This window comes from uncultured Ruegeria sp. (genome assembly GCF_947500045.1).
Lineage (GTDB): Bacteria > Pseudomonadota > Alphaproteobacteria > Rhodobacterales > Rhodobacteraceae > Ruegeria.
The window spans coordinates 1-23,142 of sequence record NZ_CANMQQ010000006.1; the positions used below are offsets into that span (position 1 = coordinate 1).

Below are 23,142 nucleotides of genomic sequence, written 5' to 3' on the forward strand. Positions count from 1 at the left end.
GATGCCCACCGTCTCTCCGATGCGTCTCAACCGTCTCTCCGGCCCGTCTCCAGCACCTCACCAGCGCCGGTGAAGGGCGTTCTAGGCCTAACACAACAAACGCGCAAGCAGAAAATTCAAGAAATACGAGAAAAATCTCATTTCCCTCATATATTGTTATTTTTCAACATCTTACTATATGTCACAGGAGACAAATAACCTTCGCGGAGCACATAGACCACCAAAGCAAGGGGTTTGGAGACACTTGTTCACACGGTTACCCACAGACTCGGGCCTGGGTCAGGTGGAATCTGCCTGCCGCGCGCGCGCCAGAAGACTCGGAAGCCGCAGGCGCGTGGCGAGTAAACCCAAGATGATCGACAAATAGATCAGCGGTTCAATCTGAAAGCCTTTGGCCAGCATCACATAATGTAACGCGCCCAAAAGCGCTGCAGGATAGACCAGCTTATGAAGTTTGCGCCAGCGTGGGCCCCAGCGACGAACCGACCAGTTATTGGATGTTACCGCAAGCGGTAGCAGCAACAGGAATGCGGCCATACCAACTGTAATATAGGGTCGCTTGACGATATCTGCCCATATCTCGCTGGGTATCTGGACATCCAGCACCAACCATATCAACAGATGCAGCGCTACATATGAAAATGTCAGCACCCCAATTGCCCGGCGGAACTTCATCAGGTTGATACCGACAAAGCGCCGCAAAGGAGATACCGCCAGGCCCAGAATCAAAAGCTGCAGGGCCAGCTCACCAAATTCATGTTCTAGCGCCTCAATCGGTTCCACTCCGAGGCCGCCAGTTATGCCCAAATAAAATAGCCACGGCGCAGGCAAGGCACCCAGCGAATAAATAGCCCACACAGGAATGCGGCGTAGAATTTGGTTCAGCTGCTGCATGTCTTCAGTAGTTTTTGGTCAAATCCATGCCTTCGTAAATGCTGGTGACCTCCTTCTCGTAGCCGTTGAACATCAGCGTGGGTTCGCGTTTGGCAAACAGGCCGCCTCCGATCCGTCGTTCAGAAGCCTGTGACCAGCGAGGGTGATCAACGTTGGGGTTCACGTTGCTGTAGAAACCGTACTCTCGCGGACCCGCCATGTTCCAGCTGGTTGGCGGCTGCGTGTCAGTCAATGTGATGCGTACGATCGACTTGATGGACTTGAAACCATATTTCCACGGCACGACCAGACGCAAAGGCGCACCATTCTGGTTCGGGATCGCCTTGCCATAAATACCTGTGGCCATGATGGTAAGCGGATGCATTGCTTCATCTAATCGCAACCCCTCGCGGTAGGGCCAATCAAGCACCGGATATGCAACACCCGGCATCTCATCGGGGCGATAGGCCGTCTCAAAGGCCACATATTTCGCTTCGCCCTGAACCCCCGCCATATTGAGGAGATCAGCCAGCTCGAATCCGTTCCACGGAATCACCATCGACCATGCTTCAACACAGCGGAAACGATAGATACGTTCCTCGATCGTCATCTCAGAGAGGATATCGCTGAAATCATAGTCACCCGGCCGATCCACCAGCCCGTCTATCTTGACGCTCCAAGGCTCGGTTACCAACGTGCCCGCGTATTTTGCCGGGTCATCCTTGCGCGTGCCGAATTCGTAGTAGTTGTTGTAGGACGTGATTTCTTCCCAGGTATTCTGTTCAAGACCTTCCTGCGCACTTGCCGGCCGGGCCATTCCCGCAAGTCCGACACCCGCCAGACCGGCCATAACCTGCCGCCGATTCAGAAACGCCGCCTTAGGTGTAACGTCCGCCTGCGTCAGTTTGTTGGTCCAGCGATGCGCCATGTGGTTCTCCGTTAATCGTCAATCTCGGAACTGAGTTAATGTGCTGATAGCACAGAGCCAAGGAAACAGGCGTCACGATTGAGCGAACGGATTGTAACGTAAACCGAGCTTGCGTTGGCAAAGGACAAGCGTTCAACCGATTGTCAGGCCGACTACACGGTTTATTTCGCAACCCAGATTGACCGCTTGATAGGTCGGAAAAGGTAGCCGGGCCGAAATTTCGATATCGCGCCGAACCCAGTCCTGCGCCTCTAATTTCTTAAGTGAGGACGACAACGCGCGATCAGTGATCACCCGGAGGTCCGACCTAAGCCCTGAAAAGCGCCGAGGCTGGCGGGTCAACGCCAGAATAGGAACCGTCCAGCTACGGCGCAGTAGCTTCAATTCGGTATCATCCGGCACCATAGCCACGATTTCTGCCGCTACAGCTGCCGCCTGAACTCCGACTTTGGTCAAACGGAATTCAGGTCGCAGAGGGTGGCCGTGGCCCGGGTTCCGTTCAAGCAAGCCAAGGCTGACCAGATGCTCAAGACTTGCCGCAAATGCCGTCCGGCTTGCCCCCGTCGCGGCGAGCAATGGTGCCTGCCTGCCCGGAACCCCCTGGTGCAGCAGCGCAAGAATGTTCAGCGACCAGGCCCGAGAGGTAAGCTTGACAAGTAATTCAATGTCCATAAAGTATAGTTACTTTATTTTAGGACAAAAGGAAAGTTCCATGGCCCTCGTTTCCTTAGAAAACACCATCACTCTTGCCATTTCGGTCAAAGATCGCCACGCCAGCGCGCGCTGGTATACCGACAAGCTCGGGTTTGAATTGATCCATCACATCGACGAAGCTGGGTGGAGCGAGATGCTCACCAAAACCGAGGGCGTGACCCTTGGCTTAGGCGAACAGGCAAAGCCTGCACCGGGAAATACCGTCCCAGTCTTTGGTGTCTCTGACATTGCGAACGCACGCGGCGCGCTTGAGGGCGCTGGTGTTCGGTTCGATGGCCCGACTGAGACAGTCGAAGGGATGGTCAGCACCGCCACGTTTTACGACCTGGACGGCAATGCGCTGATGCTGGCACAAGATCTGACCGGACAGGCCTGACAGTTCAAAAGCCTATTTCACACGATCACAGAAGAGCCCCACCACTTTGGCGGGGCTCTTCTTTATTATGGCCTTAGTGCACGACCGCATCATCCGGACGTGGACGCTCGGATGTGCCCAGCCGATCCCCGATGATCAAACCTTCAGCACCGGCGGTTACCGGAATGGTCTCACCATCCTTGATCTCACCCGCCAGCAGCGCCTCGGCCAGCGGGTTCTGAAGCGCGCGTTGGATCACGCGTTTCAGCGGGCGGGCACCGAAGACCGGGTCGTATCCTTCGTTGGCCAGCCATTCCTTGGCGCCATCGTCCAGAACCAGCTCGATCTTGCGGGCGGCCAGACGTTTCTGCAAACGCGCCATCTGGATATCGACGATGCCATCCATGTCCTCGCGCTTGAGGCGGTCGAAGATGATCGTCTCGTCCAGACGGTTCAGGAACTCGGGCCGGAAATGCGCCCGGACCGCATCCATCACGTCGCGCCGCGCCTGCGCGCTGTCCGCGCCTTCGGGCAACTGGCTGAGCGCCTGAGACCCAAGGTTCGACGTCAGGATGATCAGCGTCTGCTTGAAGTCCACGGTGCGGCCCTGACCATCAGTCAGAACGCCATCGTCCAGAACCTGTAACAGCACGTTGAACACATCCGGGTGCGCCTTTTCGACCTCGTCGAACAGCACCACCTGATAGGGCCTGCGCCGCACGGCTTCGGTCAGCACACCACCTTCGTCATAGCCGACATAGCCCGGAGGGGCACCGATCAGACGGGCGACCGCGTGTTTCTCCATGAACTCGGACATGTCGATTCGCACCATCGCGTTGTCGTCGTCGAACAGGAAATTCGCCACGGCCTTGGTCAGTTCGGTCTTACCCACGCCGGTGGGCCCAAGGAACAGGAACGAACCCAGCGGGCGGCCTTCGTCATTCAGGCCCGCACGTGCACGGCGCACGGCGTTGGACACGGCGGTCACCGCTGCATCCTGACCAATGACGCGGGAATGCAGATCGTCTTCCATCCGCAGCAGTTTCTCACGCTCACCTTCCAGCATTTTTGAGGTCGGGATACCCGTCCAGCGCTCGACGACGCTGGCGATCTGTTCCGGGCGCACCGTTTCCTCGGCCATCATCTGGCTGCTTTCGGCATTTTCGGCCTCGGTCAGCTTTTTCTCAAGCTCAGGAATGACGCCATAGGACAGCTCACCCGCCTTGGCGAGGTTGCCTTCGCGTTTGGCGATCTCAAGATCAGCGCGCGCTTTGTCGAGTTGTTCTTTCAGATCGCGGGCACCCGCAAGCTTGTCGCGTTCGGCCTGCCACTGGGCTGTCATTTCGGCGGATTGCTCCTGCAGGTCGGCCAGATCCTTTTGCAAGGTTTCCAAACGATCTTTGGAGGCGGCGTCGTCCTCAAGCTTCAGCGCCTCTTCCTCGATCTGCATTTGCAGGATCTGACGATCCAACTGATCGAGCTCTTCGGGCTTGGAGTCCACTTCCATCCGCAGACGCGACGCTGCCTCATCGACCAGATCGATGGCTTTGTCGGGCAGGAACCGGTCGGTGATATAGCGATGCGACAGGGTCGCCGCCGACACCAGCGCCGAGTCTGAGATGCGCACACCGTGATGCAACTCGTACTTTTCTTTGATGCCGCGCAGGATGCTGATCGTGTCCTCTACGGTCGGCTCAGCCACGAGAACAGGCTGGAAACGGCGCGCAAGGGCCGCGTCTTTTTCGACGTATTTGCGATACTCATCCAGCGTGGTCGCACCGATACAATGCAACTCACCCCGGGCAAGCGCGGGCTTGATCAGGTTGGCGGCATCCATCGCACCGTCGGATTTACCGGCACCGACCAGCGTGTGCATCTCATCAATGAACAGGATGATTTCACCGGCGGCTTCGGTCACCTCGGTTAGAACGGCCTTGAGGCGTTCTTCGAATTCACCTCGGTATTTCGCACCAGCGATCAGCGCCCCCATGTCGAGCGCAAGCAGCTTCTTGTCCTTCAGGGATTCCGGCACGTCGCCGTTGATGATGCGCAGGGCCATGCCCTCGGCAATCGCGGTTTTACCCACGCCGGGTTCCCCGATCAGAACCGGGTTGTTCTTGGTGCGGCGAGACAGAACCTGCATCGAGCGGCGGATTTCTTCATCCCGCCCGATGATCGGATCGATCTTGCCCTCAGCCGCAGCCTCGGTCAGATCGCGCGCGTATTTCTTGAGCGCGTCATAGCCTTCTTCCGCTGACGCGGTGTCGGCGGTGCGACCCTTGCGAATGTCATTGATCGCTTCGTTCAGCTTCTGGGCGGATACAGCTCCGGCATCCAATGCGTCCTTGGCTTTGGATTTCACCATGCACAGCGCCATCAGCACGCGTTCGACCGGCACAAAGCTGTCGCCTGCTTTGGTCGCAATCTTGGTGGCCTCGTCCAGAACCTTGGCGGTCTGGCCGTCCATGTAAATCTGGCTCGCGTCACCACTAACTTTAGGGATTTTCCCCATCGCGGCGTCCAGTGCTTCAACCACGCGGTTTGGCGCGCCACCGGCACGTGTGATCAGATTGCTCGCCAGCCCCTGATCGTCATCCATCAATGCTTTGAGTATATGTGTGGGCTCCAACCTCTGGTGCCCCTCGCGCAGAGCAATTGTCTGTGCCGCCTGCACGAAACCCCGTGCCCGCTCGGTGAACTTGTTCAAGTCCATTGCATTCTCCTTTTCTTAAGCGCCCTATTGTGACGCGCCCGCTTGGCGGCACACGTCGGTTTGGGCCTCACATTCAATTTGGGTAATATTCGTTCATATTCAAGTCTGCGGTGTACAAAATCACGGACATATTCATCCCTTGAATTATCGTGAGAAATTGCCACAAACCAATGATACCGAAACTGTTTTCAGGTCCTACCCAGCGATGATCGCACTACAAGACTTACACACCTGCGTCACCGACCAGTGGTCACCCACGATCGGCGACCCAAGCCCGATGGGATGGGCCACCGTTGCCGCCTACGGGGCCACGGCCATATTGTGTTTCAGGTCAGCGCACGTACCTGAAAGCCGTGTAGTAAAGCTGTTCTGGTTGGCGTTGGCGCTGCTGTTGTTGGCGTTGATGATCAATAAGCAATTGGACCTACAATCGGCGCTGACCGCGACCGCCCGCTGTTTGTCGCAAATGCAAGGCTGGTACGAAGATCGTCGATCCGTGCAAATCGGCTTCATCCTTGTCGTGGCGTTCAGTGGCATTTGGATCGCACTTGTCAGCTTTTGGCTGCTGCGCAAACATCTGAGGCACATCGGAATGGCCTTGTTCGGTTTCGTCCTCCTGATCTGTTTCGTACTTATTCGTGCCGCCGGCTTTCACAGATTCGACGCGATGCTCAATGCGGAATTCCTGTTCATCCGCGTCAATTGGCTGCTGGAATTGACGGGCATCGCCCTGATCGCACTCAATGCGATTTTCGCATCACGACATCATCAGCCACGCGGAATGGAATAAACCGAATAGCCCCCGGTTTCCGCCACCTTTCGGGCATCATACATCTCGATCAGAGATTGCTCAGCGCCGCCACCTGTTGGACAAGACACGAGATCTGCGGTGTGATCCAAGAAATCGATGGTAAAAGCGGTTTCTCCGGTCAGTTGGCAATCATCATCCGTTGATCGGTACCCCCCCACCAGCCGAAGATCATCATTGGTGGGTTCCGGTGCCGCTCCGGATGCGGGTGGGTTGCTTTGTGAGGCATCCTCGCACCCGACCAGCACCAGCGCTGCTCCAATCGCCATAATCTTTTTCATCGTCCTGTCCCTTGTTTTGAATTGCTGCAGCTTAACACAACAGTGAAATGGATGCGTGAACTGCATCACTTGGGCATCTCACATGGACAGCCCCCCCTGAACCGGTTAGGACGCAGACGTTTGCCAAAACAAAGGAGCGCCCTATGTCCGATGACCGCCTGATCGTTGCCCTTGATGTTCCCAACGCCCTGCAGGGGCTGGCCATGGCCGAAGAGTTGGGGGAAGCAGTGTCGTTCTACAAGATCGGGCTGGGCATGTTGACTGGCGGCGGCTTGGCATTGGCGAATGAGCTGAAGCAGGAACACGGCAAGCGCATTTTTCTGGACATGAAGCTGTTCGATATCGGCAATACGGTTGAGAACGCCGTGCGCGGGCTGGCGCAGTTCGATCTGGATTTCCTGACCGTGCATGGCGATCCGCACGTTGTACGGGCTGCCAAAGAAGGCACTGCTGGTAAGGGCCTTAAAATTCTGGCGGTGACCATCCTGACATCATTGAACCGAGATGATCTGGATGCCAGCTTGCTGAAGGAAGGTGACATTCAGGAGCTCGTGGTTGAACGCGCAGCCATCGCACTAGAAGCCGGGGCCGACGGCGTCATCGCCAGCCCGCAAGAGGCTGCACTGATCCGCTCCTTGCCTCAGGCCGAAGGTAAATTGATTGTCACCCCGGGCGTGCGCCCAACCGGATCTGCACTGGGCGACCAGAAGCGAGTCGCCACGCCTGCCAGCGCGATCGCAGACGGTGCTGATCATATTGTTGTCGGCCGTCCGATCTATCAAGCGGACAATCCAAGAGCGGCCGCAGAGGCGGTATTGAACGAGTTAATTTCTTTGACACGACGTTAGCCGCTTGCCCGGAATCATCCTGATACGGCAACAGGAACGGCCCGCAACCGGTTGACCTTAGGTCAATTTTTGGCGCACCCGTGCCAAATCGCCCCTGTGCCCGAAAACACACATGAAAAACATCAGTTTCCGCACACTCGGCTTGTGGCTATCGAAATGGGCTGATTTGCGCGATTCTGTATCCAAGACACTCCCCAACGGGCCATCTCTTCCTGAGGCCCGTTTCCTCCCCCCGCATGTGCGGGGGGCTTTCTTTTTTGAGCAACTATTGCATCATGCAATTTCTGTCTCGGAAAGATAGTCCTTCAGGCGAGCCACAAAATTGGGAATGGCAAGCGGGTTGGCCAGGTAATCTCGGGGATGCATCAAACACCACCCCTGCCCCTCATCACCAAAGCGGATCAGTTGAACATCCTGTGCCGGACGCTGTGCAACAAAGAACCAGCTTTGGTCATACTGACGTGACCATACAAGATCGGTTTTAGACAGGTTCAACCCCACTTCCTCGACCGTTTCGCGCAACGCACAGTCAATCGGGGTCTCGCCCTTCTCTCGGCCTCCTCCGGGGAAGTCGAAATGCCCTGGAAACGGGATATCGACCTTTTCGTCGCGTAGTATTACAAGCAGCTCGTCCCCCAGAAACAAGGCAGTCTTGGCTCCGGTGAAATCCATTGGTCCCCTTTTTATTCCGGCCCATCCGGGATAGATTCTAACGGATACGGAGGCTTCGCCAAGTCGCATCTTGCCCGAAAGAACCTGTAATGCCTGCCATCTGTCGCGACTGCCTGAAACAAGTAAAGCGTAACAAGCGCTGCACATATTGCGGCAGTCCGCGTGTGAAATCACACGCGGAGCTGTTTGAATTGACCATCGCCCACATGGATTGCGATGCTTTCTACGCCTCGGTGGAAAAGCGCGACAATCCTCAACTGGCGGACAAACCGGTGATTATCGGAGGCGGAAAACGCGGTGTCGTATCAACCGCCTGTTACGTCGCCCGCATTCGCGGTGTGCGTTCGGCGATGCCGATGTTCAAGGCGCTTCAGCTATGCCCGGAGGCAGTTGTGATCAAGCCGCGCATGTCGGTCTATGCCAGCGTGTCGCGTGAAATTCGGGCTATGATGGACGAACTGACGCCAGATGTAGAACCCTTGTCGCTAGACGAGGCCTTCATGGACCTGTCAGGCACGGAACGGCTGCATGGTGCCCCGCCTGCAATAATGCTCGCGCGGCTGATCAAGCGAATGAAGGATGAATTGGGCCTGACAGGCTCGATCGGGCTGAGCCATAATAAGTTTCTGGCCAAAGTGGCTTCTGATCTCGACAAACCGCGTGGATTTTCGGTGATTGGCAAAGCCGAGACCGCAGAGTTTCTGCATGATCAACCCGTGAGGCTGATCTGGGGGATCGGCCCGGCGGCTCAAGACTCGCTGGATCGCGCGGGGATTCGCACCTTTTCCGACCTCTTGCGCTGGGATCAGGAGGCGCTGACAGCGCGGTTCGGATCAATGGGCTACCGTTTGTGGCATCTGGCCCGAGGACAGGATAAACGGCGCGTGTCGGCCAACGCACCGATGAAGTCGATCAGCAACGAAACCACATTCTTCGAAGATACCGCCAGCATCGACATTCTGGACGGGCACATCTGGCGCATGTCCGAAAAGGTGGCCGATCGCGCCAAGGCCAGGGGGTTGGCAGGTCGGGTTGTGACACTGAAACTGAAACAGGCCAATCACAAGATCATCACCCGGCGCGTGTCTTTGCACGACGCGACGCAAATCGCAGACAGAATCTATCGCACCGCACGCGGTCTGTTTGATCAGGTCGGGGACCAGGGTCCGTATCGCCTGCTCGGGTGCGGGCTGTCCGATCTGTGCGCAGAAGATCAGGCCGATATATCAGGCGACCTGCTGGACCCCGGTGCCACGCGCCGTTCACAGGCCGAGCGGGCCACAGATGATATCCGCCGCCGCTTTGGCGCTGATGCAATCGTGAAAGGACGGGCGTTGCGCTAGGGCTATTCGGCGGCCAGCGACACCGGCTCGGACCCGACGGCAGTAATCTTGGCGGTAACCTGCCGCAAGACGTCCCGAAATGCCTCAAAATTCCCGTTCGGCTGGATCGTATCCTCATCCATATAGAGGGACCGATCGATCTCAATCTGGATCGCGTGTTGATGTCGGGTGGGCCGGCCATAGGTCTGGGCGACATAGGCCCCGGCGAAAGGCGCATTGCGGGCCACGTTCAAACCCGCATCTGTAAAGGCCGCTTCGACCTGATCGACGATCACGCCTGAAGCAGCGGCACCGAAACGGTCACCCAGAACAATTTCAGGGCGCGTAGTGCCGGACCCTCCGGCCATCGCGACCGCCTCGTGCGGCATCGAGTGGCAGTCGATCAGGATCGCCTGCCCAAACATCTCGTGCGATTCGGTCAGCAGGGATTTCAGCCGCTGGTGATAAGGCCGCCAATAGGTGTCGATCCGCAAACGCGCCTCGTCCATCGTCAGCTTTCCATTGTAGATCGCGCGCCCATTGGCGACGACACGGGGAATCACGCCCAGCCCCGAAACGACACGCGGATTGTGACCGTGACGGCGCGCGCCCTGAATCAAAGCCGGGTCCAGTTCATCCGAACTGCGATTGAGATCCAGATAGGCGCGCGGCATGGCCGCAGCAAGCAATGGCGCCCCAAATTCCGGGGCCGCATCGAAAAGCTGATCGACATAGGCATCTTCGGACGACCGAATCATCTTGCGGTTCAGCACGGACCGCTTCAACAGGGACGCCGGATAGGTTCGGCCACTGTGCGGCGAGGCAAATACCACGCAGGACGTGCGGTCTGCGGGCATATCCAGAACATAGGCTGTATTGGGTCCGGCGTTGGGCATGGTTTCTCCGTTGTTCGCATTGAACATAGACTGGAAAATAGTTCTGCCAAACCCCTTGATCCCCCCAACGACTCCTTTTATAGACCCCGCTACCGGCGCGGGGTTCCGCGCCCCATTTCGTTATGGGGTATAGGCCACGCGACGGTTTCATGGGCGGTTAGCTCAGCGGTAGAGCACTTCGTTGACATCGAAGGGGTCACAAGTTCGATCCTTGTACCGCCCACCATGATTTCACTGTTCCGGTCTTCCGGGGCACCCGATTAACCCAGGCGCTGGCCACGTCCTTGATGAAGGCGCCGCAAACAGGAGACAGACCCATGAAGGTCAAGAACTCGCTCCGCTCGCTCAAGAACCGGCACCGCGATTGCCGGGTTGTGCGTCGCAAAGGCCGCGTCTACGTGATCAACAAGACGCAGCGTCGGTTCAAAGCTCGCCAGGGCTAAGAACTGAACATAGCTGATAAAAAAAGCCGCGCCCTTTGGGTGCGGTTTTTTTGTTGTCCGATTGTACAGTTTTTGCCTGTGCTTACCTTTGCGCAGGGCTGAGAAAGTCTGATTTTGATAATTCGCGTTGTGATAGAACGTTCTCGTGTTAACGTTCTCCGGATTTTCGATGACGGGAGGTCAACTTGGCCAACGGCGATCAGAACACGTTACTCGGTACAACTCTGACAGATATGGTTGCGGATATCGGCAAAAGCGTTGCCCAGGCCGCCGAGCAGCTTAGCATGGATCAGCTGAAAGCACTGAAGAACTACCCCCAGGAACTGCGCGATCTGGGCATCCCTCCGGTCTTTTACCACATGCAGGATGTCGACGTGGAACTGAAGGTCGTCATGGAGATGAGCAGTTCCACCGAAGAAGGTCAACGCAGCAGGATTGCCACCTTTATTTTTGGCCCAAAACTGACGCAGACAGACACGCTCGATTCCAAAAGTGCGTCCACGATGAGGATGCGTTTTGCGCCGGGGCCGGTAGATGAAAGCAGATCTTTGGATGGCAATGATGGCAACTAAGAAAGTCAAAGCCGCCAAAAGAGCGCCGATAGATGTGCGCGTCACCGAGATGCCCGAGGCATTCACCACCCTGATTCAGTCGCTTGAAAACCGCATGACGGCAATGGAGGCACGCGAAGTCGCGCTGCTGGAAACGATCAACGACCTGCGAGAGCGGATCGACGATCTGGAAGAAGGCGGCGGCGGCATGTTGATGGGCGCGGGTAACCCTGTGATGAACCCGATGGCCGAGGGCCGCGCGACAATGGAACCGGACGATCCTGACACACAGGTCGTCAACGCGCAGGAATTCTCGCAAGCCTTGGGTGAACAGATCCTCGCCGGGTCCGATGGCAACAGTGATTTCACCATCGACAATGTCAAGGTCGAAGCGGTTGTCGGGTTGGGCCAGGACGGCACCAAAGCCCAGATCGCGACAAATGCCCGAAAACAGGCGATCAGCCAGAACGCATCCAAGGTCACTTTCTCCGTCAGGAGGCGGACCGCCACGCAAATTATTGAGAAAGACTGAATTAACAGAGGAGTTTGGAAATGAGTATTGGGCAGGAACTGCTAAACGTCCCGTTTGCGGAAATGGTGCAAAAGCTTGCGCTTTCCGTTGCCGAGTCGCAGACCGAGTTGGATCGGCATTCCACAGATGTTGCCAAATACATGGCGGATCAAAAGATCCAGCTTCCGGACCTGTCCAATCCCGAGGGCCCACCAAAGGAATTCAGTCTGGTCTCCATGGGCTTTCTGCCTGCATTCTATGCGGTGCAGGAGGCCGAGATTGAGGTCAAAATGGCGATCTCAATGACCAAACAAAAAGAAACAGCGGGCAGCGCTTCGGTCAAAGGAGGTTGGGGCCCGGTCGCGGCGCAGGTCAATGCCAGCTATTCTTCGCGCTATGCGTACAGCCAGGAAGGTGCAAGCAGGCTGACCATCAAACTGGCCCCGGCTGATCCTCCGGTCTTGCTGCAGAAATACATGGAAGCTGTCACACAGGTCATGCTGACCAAAGAACCGGTGTTGACCGACGACCCAGACCCTGAGCCGGCCCCCACACCTGTCCCGGACCCGTCTCCAACTGACACTGGAAAAAAACTGCGAAAGCGCTGAGCAGCATCTCTCAACCCTTCAGTTCTTAAGTCAACACGACCAGGTCAGTTAGTGACGGCGTGGTCGGGGTCGGCGACATGTTGGCGACAATTTGACCTACTAATTTTGTCGGAATTCCTTGCATCCCTCCGAGAATCGTTTAATTGACCATTTCAGTCGGGTTATTGCCCGCACCGATTTTCAATGTTGGGACACATGATGCTGAAATCTTCTACCTGCGTTGCCGCCGCCCTGACGGCTTTGATCGCGACCTCTGCCGCTGCCGAGGGTGAACTGAACCTCTATTCTTCGCGCCACTATGACACAGATGAGCGCCTGTATTCTGATTTCGAAGACGCCACCGGCATCTCCATCAACCGCATCGAAGGCAAAGCCGACGAGTTGATTGCCCGGATGGAAGCCGAAGGCGCGAACTCGCCCGCGGATATCTTGCTGACCGTTGATACCTCACGTCTGGCTCGCGCCAAAAACGCGGGTATCCTGCAAACGGTCGAAAGCGCGGTTCTGGAAGAACGTATCCCAGCCAACCTGCAGGACGAAGACAACCAGTGGTATGGCTTTTCACAGCGCGCACGGATCATCTTCTTTGACAAGGCCGATGTGACCAATCCGCCCGCATCTTATCTGGATCTGGCCAAGCCAGAGTATAAAGGTCTGGTCTGCATCCGTTCGTCCAGCAACACCTATAACCAGACCCTGCTGGCCTCGATCATCACCAACCACGGCGCGGAAACCGCCAAGACCTGGGCTGAAGGCATGGTCGCCAACATGGCGCGTGAACCGCAAGGCGGCGACACCGACCAACTGCGCGGCATCGTGTCGGGTGAGTGCGAGATCGCTGTTTCGAACTCTTACTACTTTGCCCGCGCCATGCGCAAAGACGTCAAAGGCCTGAGTGCAGAAATCGACATGATCGGTGTGCAGTTCCCAGCTCAGGACGCTGAAGGCGCGCACATGAACCTTTCAGGCGCTGGTGTCGCGGCCAACGCGCCAAACAAAGAGAACGCCATCAAGTTCCTTGAGTATCTCGCGAGCGATCAGGCGCAGGTCTATTTCTCGAACGGGAACGATGAATTCCCTGCTGTCGAGGGTGTAGCGCTGGCCGAAAACGTGGCAGCCTTAGGTGAGTTCAAAGCAGACGCGGTGAACCTGTCAGAGGTCGCCAAGAACATCCCCGAAGCGCAGAAGGTCTTTAACGAGGTTGGCTGGAAATAAGTCAGTCAAAAATCTGAGCAGCGAAGGGACGTAGATTTATCTGCGTCCTTTTTTTTTGCACATTTATTATTTTAGATAAATAATCTCATATACGAAACTGATTCTCATATGTGGCCTATGTTCGATACCCTTTCAAACCGCCTCGCCAAACGTCTGAACGAACTGCGTCAGGGACGCAGCTGGTCGCTGGAACAGCTGGCTGACCAAAGTGGCATTAGCCGCGCCACGCTGTCGCGCATGGAAAACGGTGATGTCAGCCCAACCGCTGAAACTCTGGGCCGCCTATGCGCAGCCTACAGTTTGCCCATGTCGCGCCTGTTGATGATGGTCGAAGAGAGCTTCGATCCCAAGGTTCCGTTCGAAAAGCAGCCCGAATGGCACGATCCCGAAAACGGATTTACGCGCCGGTCGGTCTCTCCTCCGGCCACGGGGCTCAGCGGAGAAGTGATGGAAGGTCATTTGCCGCCCGGAACAACCATCACCTATGATACCCCGCCCAAACCCGGGCAAGAACATCATTTGATCGTCTTGGACGGTGGGCTGACACTGACGGTGGACGGGACAGATCACGCACTAAGCGGCGGCGACTGCCTGCGCTATCACTTATCAGGGCCCACTCGGTTCGAGACGGGGCCAAAACGCGGCGCGCGCTACCTGCTGGTGCTTATATGATCACACGTCTGTCCGAGAATTACTTCGATGACGCGCTGGAGGATCTTACCGATATTATGCACGGCTGCGTCCACACTGGTGCCAGTATCGGTTTCATCCTTCCCTTTTCACGTGACGACGCCCGCGCATATTGGCGAGATCAGGTGCGACCCGGGCTGCACGAGGGAACTCTGGATTTGTTCGTTGTATATGGCGAGGGGCGCATTCAGGGTACGGTTCAGCTAATTCCGGCTGCGATGCCAAACCAACAGCATCGCGCTGATGTCGCCAAGTTGTTGATCCACCCCAAGGCACGCCGTCGCGGGCTGGGCCGCGCCCTGATGTCCGCACTCGAAGCGCGGGCATTAGATTTGGGGAAAACCCTACTGGTTCTTGATACCCGGAGCACTGACCCGTCGCGCATTCTGTACCAGTCGATAGGATTCAAAATAGCAGGCGAAGTCCCAAACTTTTGCCGCAATCCGTTCGAGGACCGGTTGGAGCCCACAACCTATATGTTCAGAGATTTGAGTTAACCACCGGTCGCGCAGACATTGGTTCTTAGTTCCCAAAGTATACCAGATTCGGCATTCCAAATTCACACTGCTTGCAAACAGTGCGGAATCCCTGCCAGCACGCGCGGTGCTGCAATGGCGCGGCCCTCTGTTCGGTGCGATGCAATCCTGCGCGCAGTGCCATCACGACATTGAAGTTGGTATCCGCGACAGGCTTATTTGATGTGGAACCGGGGTCAGCGCGACCCCGGCAGACACCGGCGCTATCGTTGTCACATTTCTCGGTGGCAGTTGCGGCGTACAGGTTTAGGCGTCGATATCCATCGCCAGCGCATGGATTCGCGGCACGATGTCACCCAATGCAGCATGAACAGCGCGATGCCGCGCTATTCGGGACTGCCCTTCGAAAGCTGTTGCCCGTATACGGACATTGAAATGGCTCTCTCCACCTTCGCGGTATCCGGCATGCCCCCGATGGCTTTCACTGTCATCGACCACTTCCAGCTCGCGGGGATCAAATGCCGATTGCAGGCAGTTACGGATTTCGTCGGTTATGTTCACTTTTATGCTGATCGGCAAATAAATTGCCGCCCCCCTCTTCTACTTTTCGCTACTTAGATTAAACTGCTGCCTCCGAGTCGAAAAGATGCGTTCGTGAGGTTCAGCAGATGGTAAAGTCAGACCCCTTCGGATTCGATATGTCCGTGTCCAGCGCCAAGCGGAAGAAGCCGCGTGGGCGCCGGGGCATGTCGGGTGCATCCGAGACCTCGGTGCGCATCTGCGACCATGAGGGTTGCGAAGAGGCAGGTAAGTTCCGCGCACCCAAAGCGCCGGATGTGCTGGATGATTTCTTCTGGTTCTGTCAACAGCATGTACGCGAATATAACCAGAAATGGAACTTCTTCGACGGCACCACCGAGGCCGAGTTGAACGCGCAACGCTCCAAGGACAAGGTCTGGGAGCGTGAGACAAAACCCATGGGCGATCCCGAGGCCCGCGCCTGGGCCCGTCTGGGCATTGAAGACCCCCATCAGGTTCTGGGTGAGAACGCCACCAAAAACCCCGGCCGCGCCAATTCTGGTGGACGCCGCCTGCCCCCCACCGAACGTCGCGCGATCGAAATTCTTGAGGCGCAGGACAGCTGGTCCAAGGCCGAGATTCGCAAGGCCTATAAGAAGCTGATCAAGGTGCTGCACCCGGATATGAATGGCGGTGATCGGTCCCAGGAAGAGCAACTGCAAGAGGTCGTCTGGGCCTGGGATCAGATCAAGGACAGCCGAAGCTTCAAGTAAGTTCCAATTTGCTTACTATTCATACAAGTCGCTGGGCTTCCCAGACCTGAAAGTAGTGATCATGACCTGCCGTTCTGAAGCAACTGGTCTGACCTGAAACAGCAATGCCAGTAGATTGTGCCCGATACGAAGAACTCGGGCCGTGCTCGCTCTGATTTTGCTGGGCATATAAAGGGCGTAGGAACCAGTCTCACAGGGCCGAATGTGGTTCAACGCAATCAGAAATCAAACCCGGTTTGAACAGGGGGTGTATAGGGCTCGATCAAAGACTCTCCGTCCGCCCCGCGCTTGATCGGCTTTACCGTATGGTAATCGAAGCGCCCCTCATAACCCGTCCCCATTGTCTGCTGGGCATCCTGAACGGTCGTAACCCCTGACAGCCAGTTTTCGATTTCGTCCGGAGTCAGAATAACAGGCATGCGGTTATGGATATGAGCGATCTGTGGGCTTGGTTTGCGCGTCAGGATCGTACAGGAGTGATTGCCGTCATGGGTGCGATAAAACCCGGCAAAAAACATCGCCGGAGCATTGTGCTTGACCGAGATATAGACCGGGCAATCATGACCCTGATCTTTGGGCCATTCATAATATCCAACCGCAGGAACAAGGCAACGACCGCGGTCCCAATACTCCTGCCAGAACCCGACATTTTCAATCTTGGAATTGATCACGGGTTTCGTGCTGCGCGGATCTTGGAGTTGCCAACGCGCAGTGGTGAGCTCGGCGGCCTCACCATCCCAGCGGACCATGCCCACGCGGTTGGTGGGTGAGATGTTGTAGCCGCTCGACGGCAACGACTCCGGCAGATGGGGCGAGACTTTTCCGTAGAGAAAATGTTCGAGGATCGCCAACATCTCGCGCTGTGTCAGGTGACCGGCTGCAAACTTACCACACATGGGGGGATGGTATGGGGCACTGAGGATCAGGGCAAGTGTGCGGCCTGCATCCCCTGCAACTTATAGGTCCCGGATCCAGAACTGCAGTTGTTTCAGGCTTTCAGCTTCCTGTCCCACATCCTTCCAGGAGAACTGCGCGACGGCCCCGGGCAGAGGCGCATAACCTCGTGCGTGCCAAAACGCATCCAGCGGGCGGTAATCGTCGGGGCGCATCGGATGATCGGTTGGACGCTGAACGCTACAGAAGGCGCATTTGGTAAAGCCCAGTTTACGGGCATGTGCCTCACGGTGGTCGAAGAACCTGTGGCCCGCCCCCTGCCCGCGGTACTGCGGCAGCAGGACGGATTCAGCGCAGTAGAATATGTCGGAAAGCTCCAAGCCCGCTCCTTCGAAGGCCGCGGCAAAATCGTCGGCATGATCGATCAAGGGGGCGCCGGTTGAGGCGCCGACCAGCCTGTCGCCATCAAAGGCGCCGACGACGATGGCCTTGCCGCTGTCGCGATAGGTTTGCAGGTATGCCCGTTCGTAATCCAGATCGCCATCGTAGAGATAGGGCCAGACGCGAAACACTTCGATCCGCAGGCGCGCCACATCGTCCAAAGCAGCCCCAAGCGCCGCTCCGGTCAGGGGGCGGACATCTGTGATCTCAGCCATTCGAGACCTGTTTGGTCCAATCGGCAAGGTTGTAGAATGTGGTCACGCGGGTGATCTTGCCGTCCTTGAGATCGAAGAATGAACCAGCAGGCAGGCGATAAGTCTGGCCGTGGGCTTGCGGAAGGCCCTCGTCGGTTTCCAGATAGGTACCGTTGACGATAAACTCAGCCGCGGCGCGGGTACCGCCTTCGGCCTCGAAGATCACGATATCGGTTAGAATCTCACGGTAACACCGGTTCATGTGGGTGCAGAAGGCGGCGAATTTCTCTTTGCCTACGCGGATCTGGCCTTCGTTTACGTGATGGGCCACGTCGTCGGACAGGCAGGCCAGCATGCCATCCACATCGCCAGCGTTGAAGGCATCGAAATAAGTTTTCACGGTCGGGTTCATGGTCACTCCCTCGGTTCACCCCAGCGGTCTTTCAGATGCGAGATGATCTGATCGCGGGTTTGTCGGTAGTGACGTAGCTTTTCCTCGCGGGTCTCGCCTAATCCGGTAGGGTCCATAATTGGCCAATAATCGACATCAAGGTGAAAAAACCGCGTCAGTTCCAGCGCCTTTCTTTGACTGGCAGGTGACAGGGCTACGATCAGGTCGAAAGAACTTAGGTCATCGCCCCATTCTTGCATCTCGTCAAACGAACGCGAGCGGTGGCGGGACAGTTCGACGTTGATTTCCTGACAGGCGGCGATGCAGAAACCATCAATCTCAAGATCATTATGCACACCGGCAGACTGCACGTAGGTACCAGTGCCATAGAATTTCTTCATGATGCCTTCGGCCATTGGGGACCGAACCGAGTTGTGGTCGCAACAGAACAGGATGGACTGCGGCAGAGGCTTCACCCGTCAGCCTCCGAAATGCAGCACGCAAATCAGCGTGAACAGGCGGCGCGCGGTGTCAGTATCAATCTCGGCCTTACCCTCCAGCCGTTCCTGCAACACGCGGCTGCCTTCGTTGTGAATGCCGCGCCGCGCCATGTCGATGGTTTCGATTTGGCTGGGCGGCAGGTTTTTCACCGCGTTGAAATAGCTCTCGCAAATCTGGAAGTAGTCTTTGACAACCTGCCTGAAGGGACCAAGCGACAAGTGAAATTCCGCCGCTTTCTCGCTGGCTTCAGTTTCGATATCAAAAACTAGCCGCTTCTCACGGATCGACAACTGCACATGGTACGGACCATCCAAGGTGGCCCGATCGTCACGCACAGGCAGCGTGAACGAATTTTCCTCGAGCAGATCATAGATGGCGACCTTGCGCTCCTGCTCGATCTCTGGGGTCGGCGGGGGCAGGTTTCGGTCGTCCAGTTCGATATGCGAGATACGGGTCATCTTAATGGTCACATTCCTTCACGTCTGCACAGACCTATAACAACAGATTTCAATGGGCAACGCACAGAAATGCCATATGCAGCTGGCCTTTGTGTCGCATCAGCCGTTCAACCGCTTCAAACGCGCCGTGACGGACAATCCATGCGCTTCAAGGCTTTCGGATTGCGCAAGCATTTCCGCGGCAGGGCCAATGGCGCGCAGAGCTTCGGGTGACATCTGGCTAAGCGTTGTGCGTTTGAGAAAGTCCATCACGCTGAGGCCTGATGAGAACCTGGCCGAACGCGCGGTGGGCAGCACGTGGTTGGGGCCACCGACATAATCGCCGATGGCTTCGGGCGTGTATTGACCAAGGAAGATGGCACCCGCGTGGATGGTTTTCTGGCTGAGCCCCATCGGATCAGCAACGCAAAGTTCGAGATGTTCAGGGGCGATGCGGTTCGACAGGGCGGCGGCTTCGTCCAGATTGCGCACGACAATCACCGCGCCGAAGTCGCGCCAGCTGGTTCCGGCAATCGCGCGGCGTTCGAGTGTCTCAAGGCGCTTATCTACGGCTTGCGTAACCAACTGGCCAAATTCAGCATCATCAGTGATCAAAATCGACTGCGCGCTTTCGTCATGCTCGGCCTGGCTGAGTAGGTCTAATGCGATCCAGTCCGGTTCATTGTCCTTGTCAGCAATCACCAGAATCTCTGAAGGACCTGCAATCATGTCAATACCGACCTTGCCAAAGACGCGACGTTTAGCGGCGGCGACGAATGCATTGCCCGGCCCGGTGATCTTGTCGACCGGTGCGATTGTCTTAGTTCCATAGGCCAGCGCGGCGATGGCCTGTGCGCCGCCAACGCGGTAGACCTCATCCACTCCAGAGAGCCACGCTGCCAACAGGACCAGCGGGTTCACCTCACCCTCCGGTGTCGGTACGGCGATGGCCAACCGTTCCACTCCGGCCACCTTGGCCGGGATCGCGTTCATCAGTACCGAAGACGGGTAAGAGGCCAAGCCGCCCGGTACATAAAGCCCTGCAGCCGAGACCGCCGACCAGCGCCAGCCCAATGTGGCCCCGGCCTCATCGGTCCACTGATGATCATTGGGCATCTGCTTTTCGTGATAGGCGCGGATGCGCGCGGCCGCCAGTTCCAGCGCAGCGCGATCGTCGGGCGTAACCCGCGCGACGGCCTCGGCGATTTCTTCGGCAGTGAAAGCCATGGTCTCGGGCGTCAACTCCAGCCGGTCGAACTTGGCGGTCAGCTCAATCACCGCCGCATCGCCACGGGTGCGCACATCGTCGATGATCTGCACCACGACCGCATCCACATCTGGGCTGTCTTCGCGCTTGGCGGACAGCAGCGTCTGAAACGCAGGTTCGAAATCAGCGGAGGTCGTGTCGAGGAAAACGGGCATATAAGGGACTCCGGAAGCGTTGCAACGGGTCTTATCGCCGGGGCCCGTCAGTCTCAACCCTTAGCCCAAGAGGTGCAGCGATTTGCGCATCGGGAATTGCGGGATGCCATGCCATTCGGTTGGATCACCATCATCCAGCCAGCCCTGAGCGGAATAGAAACCATGTGCGGTTCTGGTCGCTAGCAAATAGGCTTCGGGACATTCTAGCCTGCGCAATTCATCCTCTAACCGGCACAACAGGGCAGAACCAACGCACTGCGCGGCATGATCGGGGTCGACATAGAGCAATGAGATTTCACCCTCTGAACGCAGGCCCCCAACGGCTGCAACCTCATCGCCTTGTGTGGCGACCCAAAGGGCCGCACCGGAGTCGATCCAGCCACGGATTGCAGCCGGGTCCTTGTTAGCGGTCCACAGGGCAAGCCTTTCAGAGTCGTCCAGATGATCCGCCCGACATAAATCGCGGATGGAACGGGTCAGAGTGCGGCTCATGCCAAACACGTCAAACACCGTCGCAGGGCGAATATCCAAGCCTTCGGACGGTTTTGAGAACGCCTGTGCGATGCCGCGTTTGTTGTTCACTCGGGGTGGTGCGGTGCGTGGCCAGATGGCGCCTTGTAGGGGCGCGTCACGTCTTTGAGCGTGGCATCGATGGCCTCGACCGTCAGGCGGATCGCACCGTCCCCTGCCAACGTCAGCAAGATCTGACCCGCACCATCCTCAGCCGGTTCGAATTCGACAGCCAACAAGGACAAGATCATATCCTTGTCACTACGGTCGATGCCCTGACTGGCCACAGACAGAACCGAGCCGAACATCAAAACAGCCTGCACCCGCTCAAATGCGCGGCCACGCCGGGCGGCAGCATCTTTGTCTTCCCAGCGAAAGCGATTCAGCAGCAGCGCAAAGCGGCGTTGACCGGGCTGCCATGTCATCTCGGTGACCGGGAAAATCGCATCCTGCGTCAAGGTCGCGATGACCTGCAGGTCATCCACATCCTCAGCCCCCAGGTTCAGCGGTGCCTCGCGGCCATCTTTGAAACTTGCGTCCGTCATTCGCTCTTAATCCGTTCGATCTTTGCACCCACGCCTTCCAGCTTACGCACCACATGCTCATATCCGCGGTCAAGATGATAGACCCGGCTGACCGTCGTTTCACCTTCCGCCGCCAATCCCGCAAGGATCAGCGAGACTGAGGCCCGCAAATCCGTCGCCATCACACGTGCGCCTTTCAGCCGCTCGACCCCGGTAACCGTGGCCGTGCCGCCATGCACCTCGATATTCGCCCCCATGCGCACCAGTTCGGGTGCGTGCATAAAGCGATTCTCGAAAATACGCTCTTCAAGAACGGACACACCTTCAACGGTGCACATCAGCGCCATCATCTGCGCCTGCAGATCTGTCGGGAAACCGGGAAAAGGTTCAGTGACCACATCCACCGAGGTCACGCGCCCGTTCTTGCGGGCCACCTTCAGCCCCTTGTCAGTCTCCGTGACACTGATACCCGCAGCATCCAACTTGGCTGCGAAGCTTTCGACCAGCCGCATCCGGCCTCCCAGCAACTCGACCTCACCCCCGCAAATGGCCGGGGCCAGCATATAGGTGCCAAGTTCGATCCGATCGGTGACAACCTGATGGGTCGCGCCGTGCAGTCGGTCGACACCCTGAATTTCAATGGTTGAACTGCCTTCGCCCGAGATCTGTGCTCCCATCTTGCGCAGGCACTCGACCAGATCGACAATCTCGGGTTCGCGCGCGGCGTTCTTCAGCACAGTCGTGCCCTTGGCCAGCGTGGCGGCCATGACGATGTTTTCGGTCGCACCAACCGATGCAAAGCGCATCTCATGCACCGCACCTTTCAGGCCGCCCGAAGTCTTGGCGTGCAGGTACCCATCCTTCAGCTCGATCTCGGCGCCCAGCGCTTCCAACCCCTCAACGTGCAGATCCATCGGGCGCGCGCCAATGGCGCAGCCGCCGGGCAGCGAGACGACCGCCTGCCCAAACCGTGCCAACAAGGGCCCTAGCACAAGGTTTGAGGCGCGCATCTTGCGCACAATATCATAATCCGCGACATGGCTGGTCAGGTTATGACTGGACATCGCGATCACTTGTCCATCCTGCAACGCCGACACTTCGGCCCCAAGCGATTGCAGCAGAGCTGTCATTGTCTTGATGTCGCTCAGCCGTGGCGCATTGGTCAGTGTCAGCGGTTCTTCGCTGAGCAAGGTCGCAGGCATCAGCGTCAGGCATGCATTTTTAGCCCCCGCAATCGGAATCTGCCCACTTAGCGGGCCATTGCCCGTCACCAGAATCGAATCCATCTGCTCTTATCCCTCGTCCTTGCCGGCCTTGCCCCCGGATGTCGCTCGTGCTTTGGCCTGCGCCTTACGCCGCGCCATGTTCGCTTTTAAGGCCGCTTTCAAGCGATCTTCTCGCGTTTCCCCGGATTTGCCGTGTTTTTTTGGTGAATTTTTATCTGCCATTGTCTTTCTCTACAGCAGTGGAAAAAAACCGTCCAGACACCCTTGCGCCGCGTTTCGTTTGGGTCTAATCACCCGCCCACAGCGCTGCTGTAGCTCAGAGGTAGAGCACTCCCTTGGTAAGGGAGAGGTCGAGAGTTCAATTCTCTCCAGCAGCACCATCCAAACATATGTAATTCCTACTTAA

At 57.1% G+C, this 23,142-nt stretch carries 31 protein-coding genes and 2 tRNA genes; 15 read left to right on the plus strand and 18 right to left on the minus strand.

Annotated features, from left to right (window positions below):
* Positions 1-198 (plus strand): hypothetical protein (locus Q1B46_RS11390; protein WP_299948025.1); only part of this gene is annotated, 198 nt, incomplete at its 5' end.
* 81 nt (positions 199-279) lie between these two features.
* Here Q1B46_RS11390 and msrQ read toward each other — a convergent pair.
* The 3 genes from msrQ to Q1B46_RS11405 form a co-directional block, all read right to left on the minus strand.
* Positions 280-894, minus strand: coding sequence for a protein-methionine-sulfoxide reductase heme-binding subunit MsrQ (gene msrQ, locus Q1B46_RS11395; RefSeq protein WP_299948027.1), 615 nt, complete (start codon positions 892-894; stop codon positions 280-282).
* A gap of 4 nt (positions 895-898) precedes the next feature.
* Complete coding sequence (gene msrP, locus Q1B46_RS11400; protein ID WP_299948030.1) at positions 899-1,801, minus strand: protein-methionine-sulfoxide reductase catalytic subunit MsrP; 903 nt, start codon at positions 1,799-1,801, stop codon at positions 899-901.
* Between the two features lie 132 nt (positions 1,802-1,933).
* On the minus strand, positions 1,934-2,473 hold the full coding sequence (locus Q1B46_RS11405; RefSeq protein ID WP_299948032.1) for a winged helix-turn-helix transcriptional regulator: 540 nt from the start codon (positions 2,471-2,473) through the stop codon (positions 1,934-1,936).
* A 40-nt stretch (positions 2,474-2,513) separates the two neighbouring features.
* On the opposite strand from Q1B46_RS11405, the gene Q1B46_RS11410 reads away from it, so the two are divergent.
* A complete protein-coding gene (locus Q1B46_RS11410) occupies positions 2,514-2,891 on the plus strand; it encodes a VOC family protein (protein ID WP_299948034.1) in 378 nt (125 codons plus the stop codon).
* Positions 2,892-2,964: 73 nt separating this feature from the next.
* Here the strand turns inward: Q1B46_RS11410 and clpB are convergent, their stop codons facing one another.
* Positions 2,965-5,583 carry an ATP-dependent chaperone ClpB gene (clpB, locus tag Q1B46_RS11415; RefSeq protein WP_299948036.1) on the minus strand — a complete coding sequence of 873 codons (2,619 nt, stop codon included), beginning with the start codon at positions 5,581-5,583 and terminating at the stop codon, positions 2,965-2,967.
* A 205-nt stretch (positions 5,584-5,788) separates the two neighbouring features.
* Between clpB and Q1B46_RS11420 the strand changes: the two genes are divergently transcribed.
* Positions 5,789-6,373, plus strand: a complete 585-nt coding sequence (locus tag Q1B46_RS11420) for an isopropylmalate isomerase (protein ID WP_299948038.1) — start codon at positions 5,789-5,791, stop codon at positions 6,371-6,373.
* On the opposite strand, the gene Q1B46_RS11425 is transcribed toward Q1B46_RS11420, so the two are convergent.
* On the minus strand, positions 6,352-6,672 hold the full coding sequence (locus Q1B46_RS11425) for a hypothetical protein (protein ID WP_299948040.1): 321 nt from the start codon (positions 6,670-6,672) through the stop codon (positions 6,352-6,354). The genes Q1B46_RS11420 and Q1B46_RS11425 overlap by 22 nt on opposite strands.
* A 143-nt stretch (positions 6,673-6,815) precedes the next feature.
* Here Q1B46_RS11425 and pyrF point away from each other — a divergent pair, with 143 nt between their 5' ends.
* A complete protein-coding gene (gene pyrF, locus Q1B46_RS11430) occupies positions 6,816-7,520 on the plus strand; it encodes an orotidine-5'-phosphate decarboxylase (protein WP_299948042.1) in 705 nt (234 codons plus the stop codon).
* A 273-nt stretch (positions 7,521-7,793) separates the two neighbouring features.
* Here pyrF and Q1B46_RS11435 read toward each other — a convergent pair whose 3' ends face one another.
* Positions 7,794-8,192 carry an NUDIX hydrolase gene (locus tag Q1B46_RS11435; RefSeq protein WP_299948044.1) on the minus strand — a complete coding sequence of 133 codons (399 nt, stop codon included), beginning with the start codon at positions 8,190-8,192 and terminating at the stop codon, positions 7,794-7,796.
* An 89-nt stretch (positions 8,193-8,281) separates the two neighbouring features.
* Here Q1B46_RS11435 and Q1B46_RS11440 point away from each other — a divergent pair, with 89 nt between their 5' ends.
* A complete protein-coding gene (locus Q1B46_RS11440) occupies positions 8,282-9,535 on the plus strand; it encodes a DNA polymerase IV (RefSeq protein ID WP_299948046.1) in 1,254 nt (417 codons plus the stop codon).
* A 2-nt stretch (positions 9,536-9,537) separates the two neighbouring features.
* Here Q1B46_RS11440 and Q1B46_RS11445 read toward each other — a convergent pair whose 3' ends face one another.
* Complete coding sequence (locus Q1B46_RS11445) at positions 9,538-10,410, minus strand: N-formylglutamate amidohydrolase (protein WP_299948048.1); 873 nt, start codon at positions 10,408-10,410, stop codon at positions 9,538-9,540.
* Between the two features lie 151 nt (positions 10,411-10,561).
* On the opposite strand from Q1B46_RS11445, the gene Q1B46_RS11450 reads away from it, so the two are divergent.
* The 8 genes from Q1B46_RS11450 (at position 10,562) to Q1B46_RS11485 (ending at position 14,925) form a co-directional block, all read left to right on the plus strand.
* Positions 10,562-10,636, plus strand: a tRNA-Val gene (locus tag Q1B46_RS11450).
* A 91-nt stretch (positions 10,637-10,727) separates the two neighbouring features.
* On the plus strand, positions 10,728-10,853 hold the full coding sequence (gene ykgO, locus Q1B46_RS11455; RefSeq protein WP_008562923.1) for a type B 50S ribosomal protein L36: 126 nt from the start codon (positions 10,728-10,730) through the stop codon (positions 10,851-10,853).
* Positions 10,854-11,038: 185 nt separating this feature from the next.
* Complete coding sequence (locus Q1B46_RS11460; protein ID WP_299948050.1) at positions 11,039-11,425, plus strand: hypothetical protein; 387 nt, start codon at positions 11,039-11,041, stop codon at positions 11,423-11,425.
* Positions 11,415-11,936 carry a hypothetical protein gene (locus Q1B46_RS11465; RefSeq protein ID WP_299948052.1) on the plus strand — a complete coding sequence of 174 codons (522 nt, stop codon included), beginning with the start codon at positions 11,415-11,417 and terminating at the stop codon, positions 11,934-11,936. Before Q1B46_RS11460 ends, Q1B46_RS11465 begins: the two co-directional genes overlap by 11 nt.
* 20 nt (positions 11,937-11,956) lie before the next feature.
* The gene (locus Q1B46_RS11470; RefSeq protein ID WP_299948054.1) at positions 11,957-12,523 is read left to right on the plus strand and encodes a hypothetical protein; all 567 of its coding nucleotides are present in this window, start codon (positions 11,957-11,959) and stop codon (positions 12,521-12,523) included.
* 198 nt (positions 12,524-12,721) lie between these two features.
* A complete protein-coding gene (locus tag Q1B46_RS11475) occupies positions 12,722-13,738 on the plus strand; it encodes an extracellular solute-binding protein (RefSeq protein WP_299948056.1) in 1,017 nt (338 codons plus the stop codon).
* Positions 13,739-13,855: 117 nt separating this feature from the next.
* Positions 13,856-14,410 (plus strand): helix-turn-helix domain-containing protein, encoded by a 555-nt coding sequence (locus Q1B46_RS11480; RefSeq protein WP_299948058.1) that lies wholly within the window; start codon positions 13,856-13,858, stop codon positions 14,408-14,410.
* Positions 14,407-14,925, plus strand: a complete 519-nt coding sequence (locus Q1B46_RS11485; RefSeq protein WP_299948060.1) for a GNAT family N-acetyltransferase — start codon at positions 14,407-14,409, stop codon at positions 14,923-14,925. The genes Q1B46_RS11480 and Q1B46_RS11485 overlap by 4 nt, the downstream gene beginning before the upstream one ends.
* Before the next feature lie 285 nt (positions 14,926-15,210).
* On the opposite strand, the gene Q1B46_RS11490 is transcribed toward Q1B46_RS11485, so the two are convergent.
* Positions 15,211-15,465 carry a BolA family protein gene (locus Q1B46_RS11490; RefSeq protein WP_299948062.1) on the minus strand — a complete coding sequence of 85 codons (255 nt, stop codon included), beginning with the start codon at positions 15,463-15,465 and terminating at the stop codon, positions 15,211-15,213.
* A gap of 107 nt (positions 15,466-15,572) precedes the next feature.
* Here Q1B46_RS11490 and Q1B46_RS11495 point away from each other — a divergent pair, with 107 nt between their 5' ends.
* Positions 15,573-16,196, plus strand: coding sequence for a DnaJ domain-containing protein (locus Q1B46_RS11495; RefSeq protein ID WP_299664074.1), 624 nt, complete (start codon positions 15,573-15,575; stop codon positions 16,194-16,196).
* Positions 16,197-16,414: 218 nt separating this feature from the next.
* Here Q1B46_RS11495 and Q1B46_RS11500 read toward each other — a convergent pair whose 3' ends face one another.
* From Q1B46_RS11500 to Q1B46_RS11545, 10 genes are all read right to left on the minus strand, one after another.
* Positions 16,415-17,092: an SOS response-associated peptidase family protein gene (locus Q1B46_RS11500; protein WP_299948064.1), complete on the minus strand. Its 678-nt coding sequence runs from the start codon at positions 17,090-17,092 to the stop codon at positions 16,415-16,417.
* Between the two features lie 60 nt (positions 17,093-17,152).
* Complete coding sequence (locus Q1B46_RS11505; RefSeq protein ID WP_299948066.1) at positions 17,153-17,746, minus strand: GNAT family N-acetyltransferase; 594 nt, start codon at positions 17,744-17,746, stop codon at positions 17,153-17,155.
* Positions 17,739-18,137, minus strand: coding sequence for a ketosteroid isomerase-related protein (locus Q1B46_RS11510; RefSeq protein ID WP_299948068.1), 399 nt, complete (start codon positions 18,135-18,137; stop codon positions 17,739-17,741). Before Q1B46_RS11510 ends, Q1B46_RS11505 begins: the two co-directional genes overlap by 8 nt.
* 2 nt (positions 18,138-18,139) lie before the next feature.
* Positions 18,140-18,592, minus strand: coding sequence for a low molecular weight phosphatase family protein (locus Q1B46_RS11515; RefSeq protein ID WP_299664082.1), 453 nt, complete (start codon positions 18,590-18,592; stop codon positions 18,140-18,142).
* A gap of 3 nt (positions 18,593-18,595) precedes the next feature.
* Positions 18,596-19,075: a UPF0262 family protein gene (locus tag Q1B46_RS11520; RefSeq protein ID WP_299664084.1), complete on the minus strand. Its 480-nt coding sequence runs from the start codon at positions 19,073-19,075 to the stop codon at positions 18,596-18,598.
* 99 nt (positions 19,076-19,174) lie between these two features.
* Positions 19,175-20,476 (minus strand): histidinol dehydrogenase, encoded by a 1,302-nt coding sequence (gene hisD, locus Q1B46_RS11525; protein WP_299948071.1) that lies wholly within the window; start codon positions 20,474-20,476, stop codon positions 19,175-19,177.
* Between the two features lie 60 nt (positions 20,477-20,536).
* Positions 20,537-21,058 (minus strand): GNAT family N-acetyltransferase, encoded by a 522-nt coding sequence (locus tag Q1B46_RS11530; RefSeq protein WP_299948073.1) that lies wholly within the window; start codon positions 21,056-21,058, stop codon positions 20,537-20,539.
* Entirely contained in the window at positions 21,055-21,531 is a 477-nt protein-coding gene (locus Q1B46_RS11535; RefSeq protein WP_299664090.1) for a DUF2948 family protein, read from the minus strand. Before Q1B46_RS11535 ends, Q1B46_RS11530 begins: the two co-directional genes overlap by 4 nt.
* Positions 21,528-22,796, minus strand: coding sequence for a UDP-N-acetylglucosamine 1-carboxyvinyltransferase (murA, locus tag Q1B46_RS11540; protein ID WP_299948075.1), 1,269 nt, complete (start codon positions 22,794-22,796; stop codon positions 21,528-21,530). The genes Q1B46_RS11535 and murA overlap by 4 nt, the downstream gene beginning before the upstream one ends.
* 6 nt (positions 22,797-22,802) lie before the next feature.
* The gene (locus tag Q1B46_RS11545) at positions 22,803-22,958 is read right to left on the minus strand and encodes a hypothetical protein (RefSeq protein WP_299948077.1); all 156 of its coding nucleotides are present in this window, start codon (positions 22,956-22,958) and stop codon (positions 22,803-22,805) included.
* A gap of 83 nt (positions 22,959-23,041) precedes the next feature.
* Between Q1B46_RS11545 and Q1B46_RS11550 the strand changes: the two genes are divergently transcribed.
* A tRNA-Thr gene (locus Q1B46_RS11550) sits at positions 23,042-23,116 on the plus strand.
* Positions 23,117-23,142: the final 26 nt, after the last annotated feature.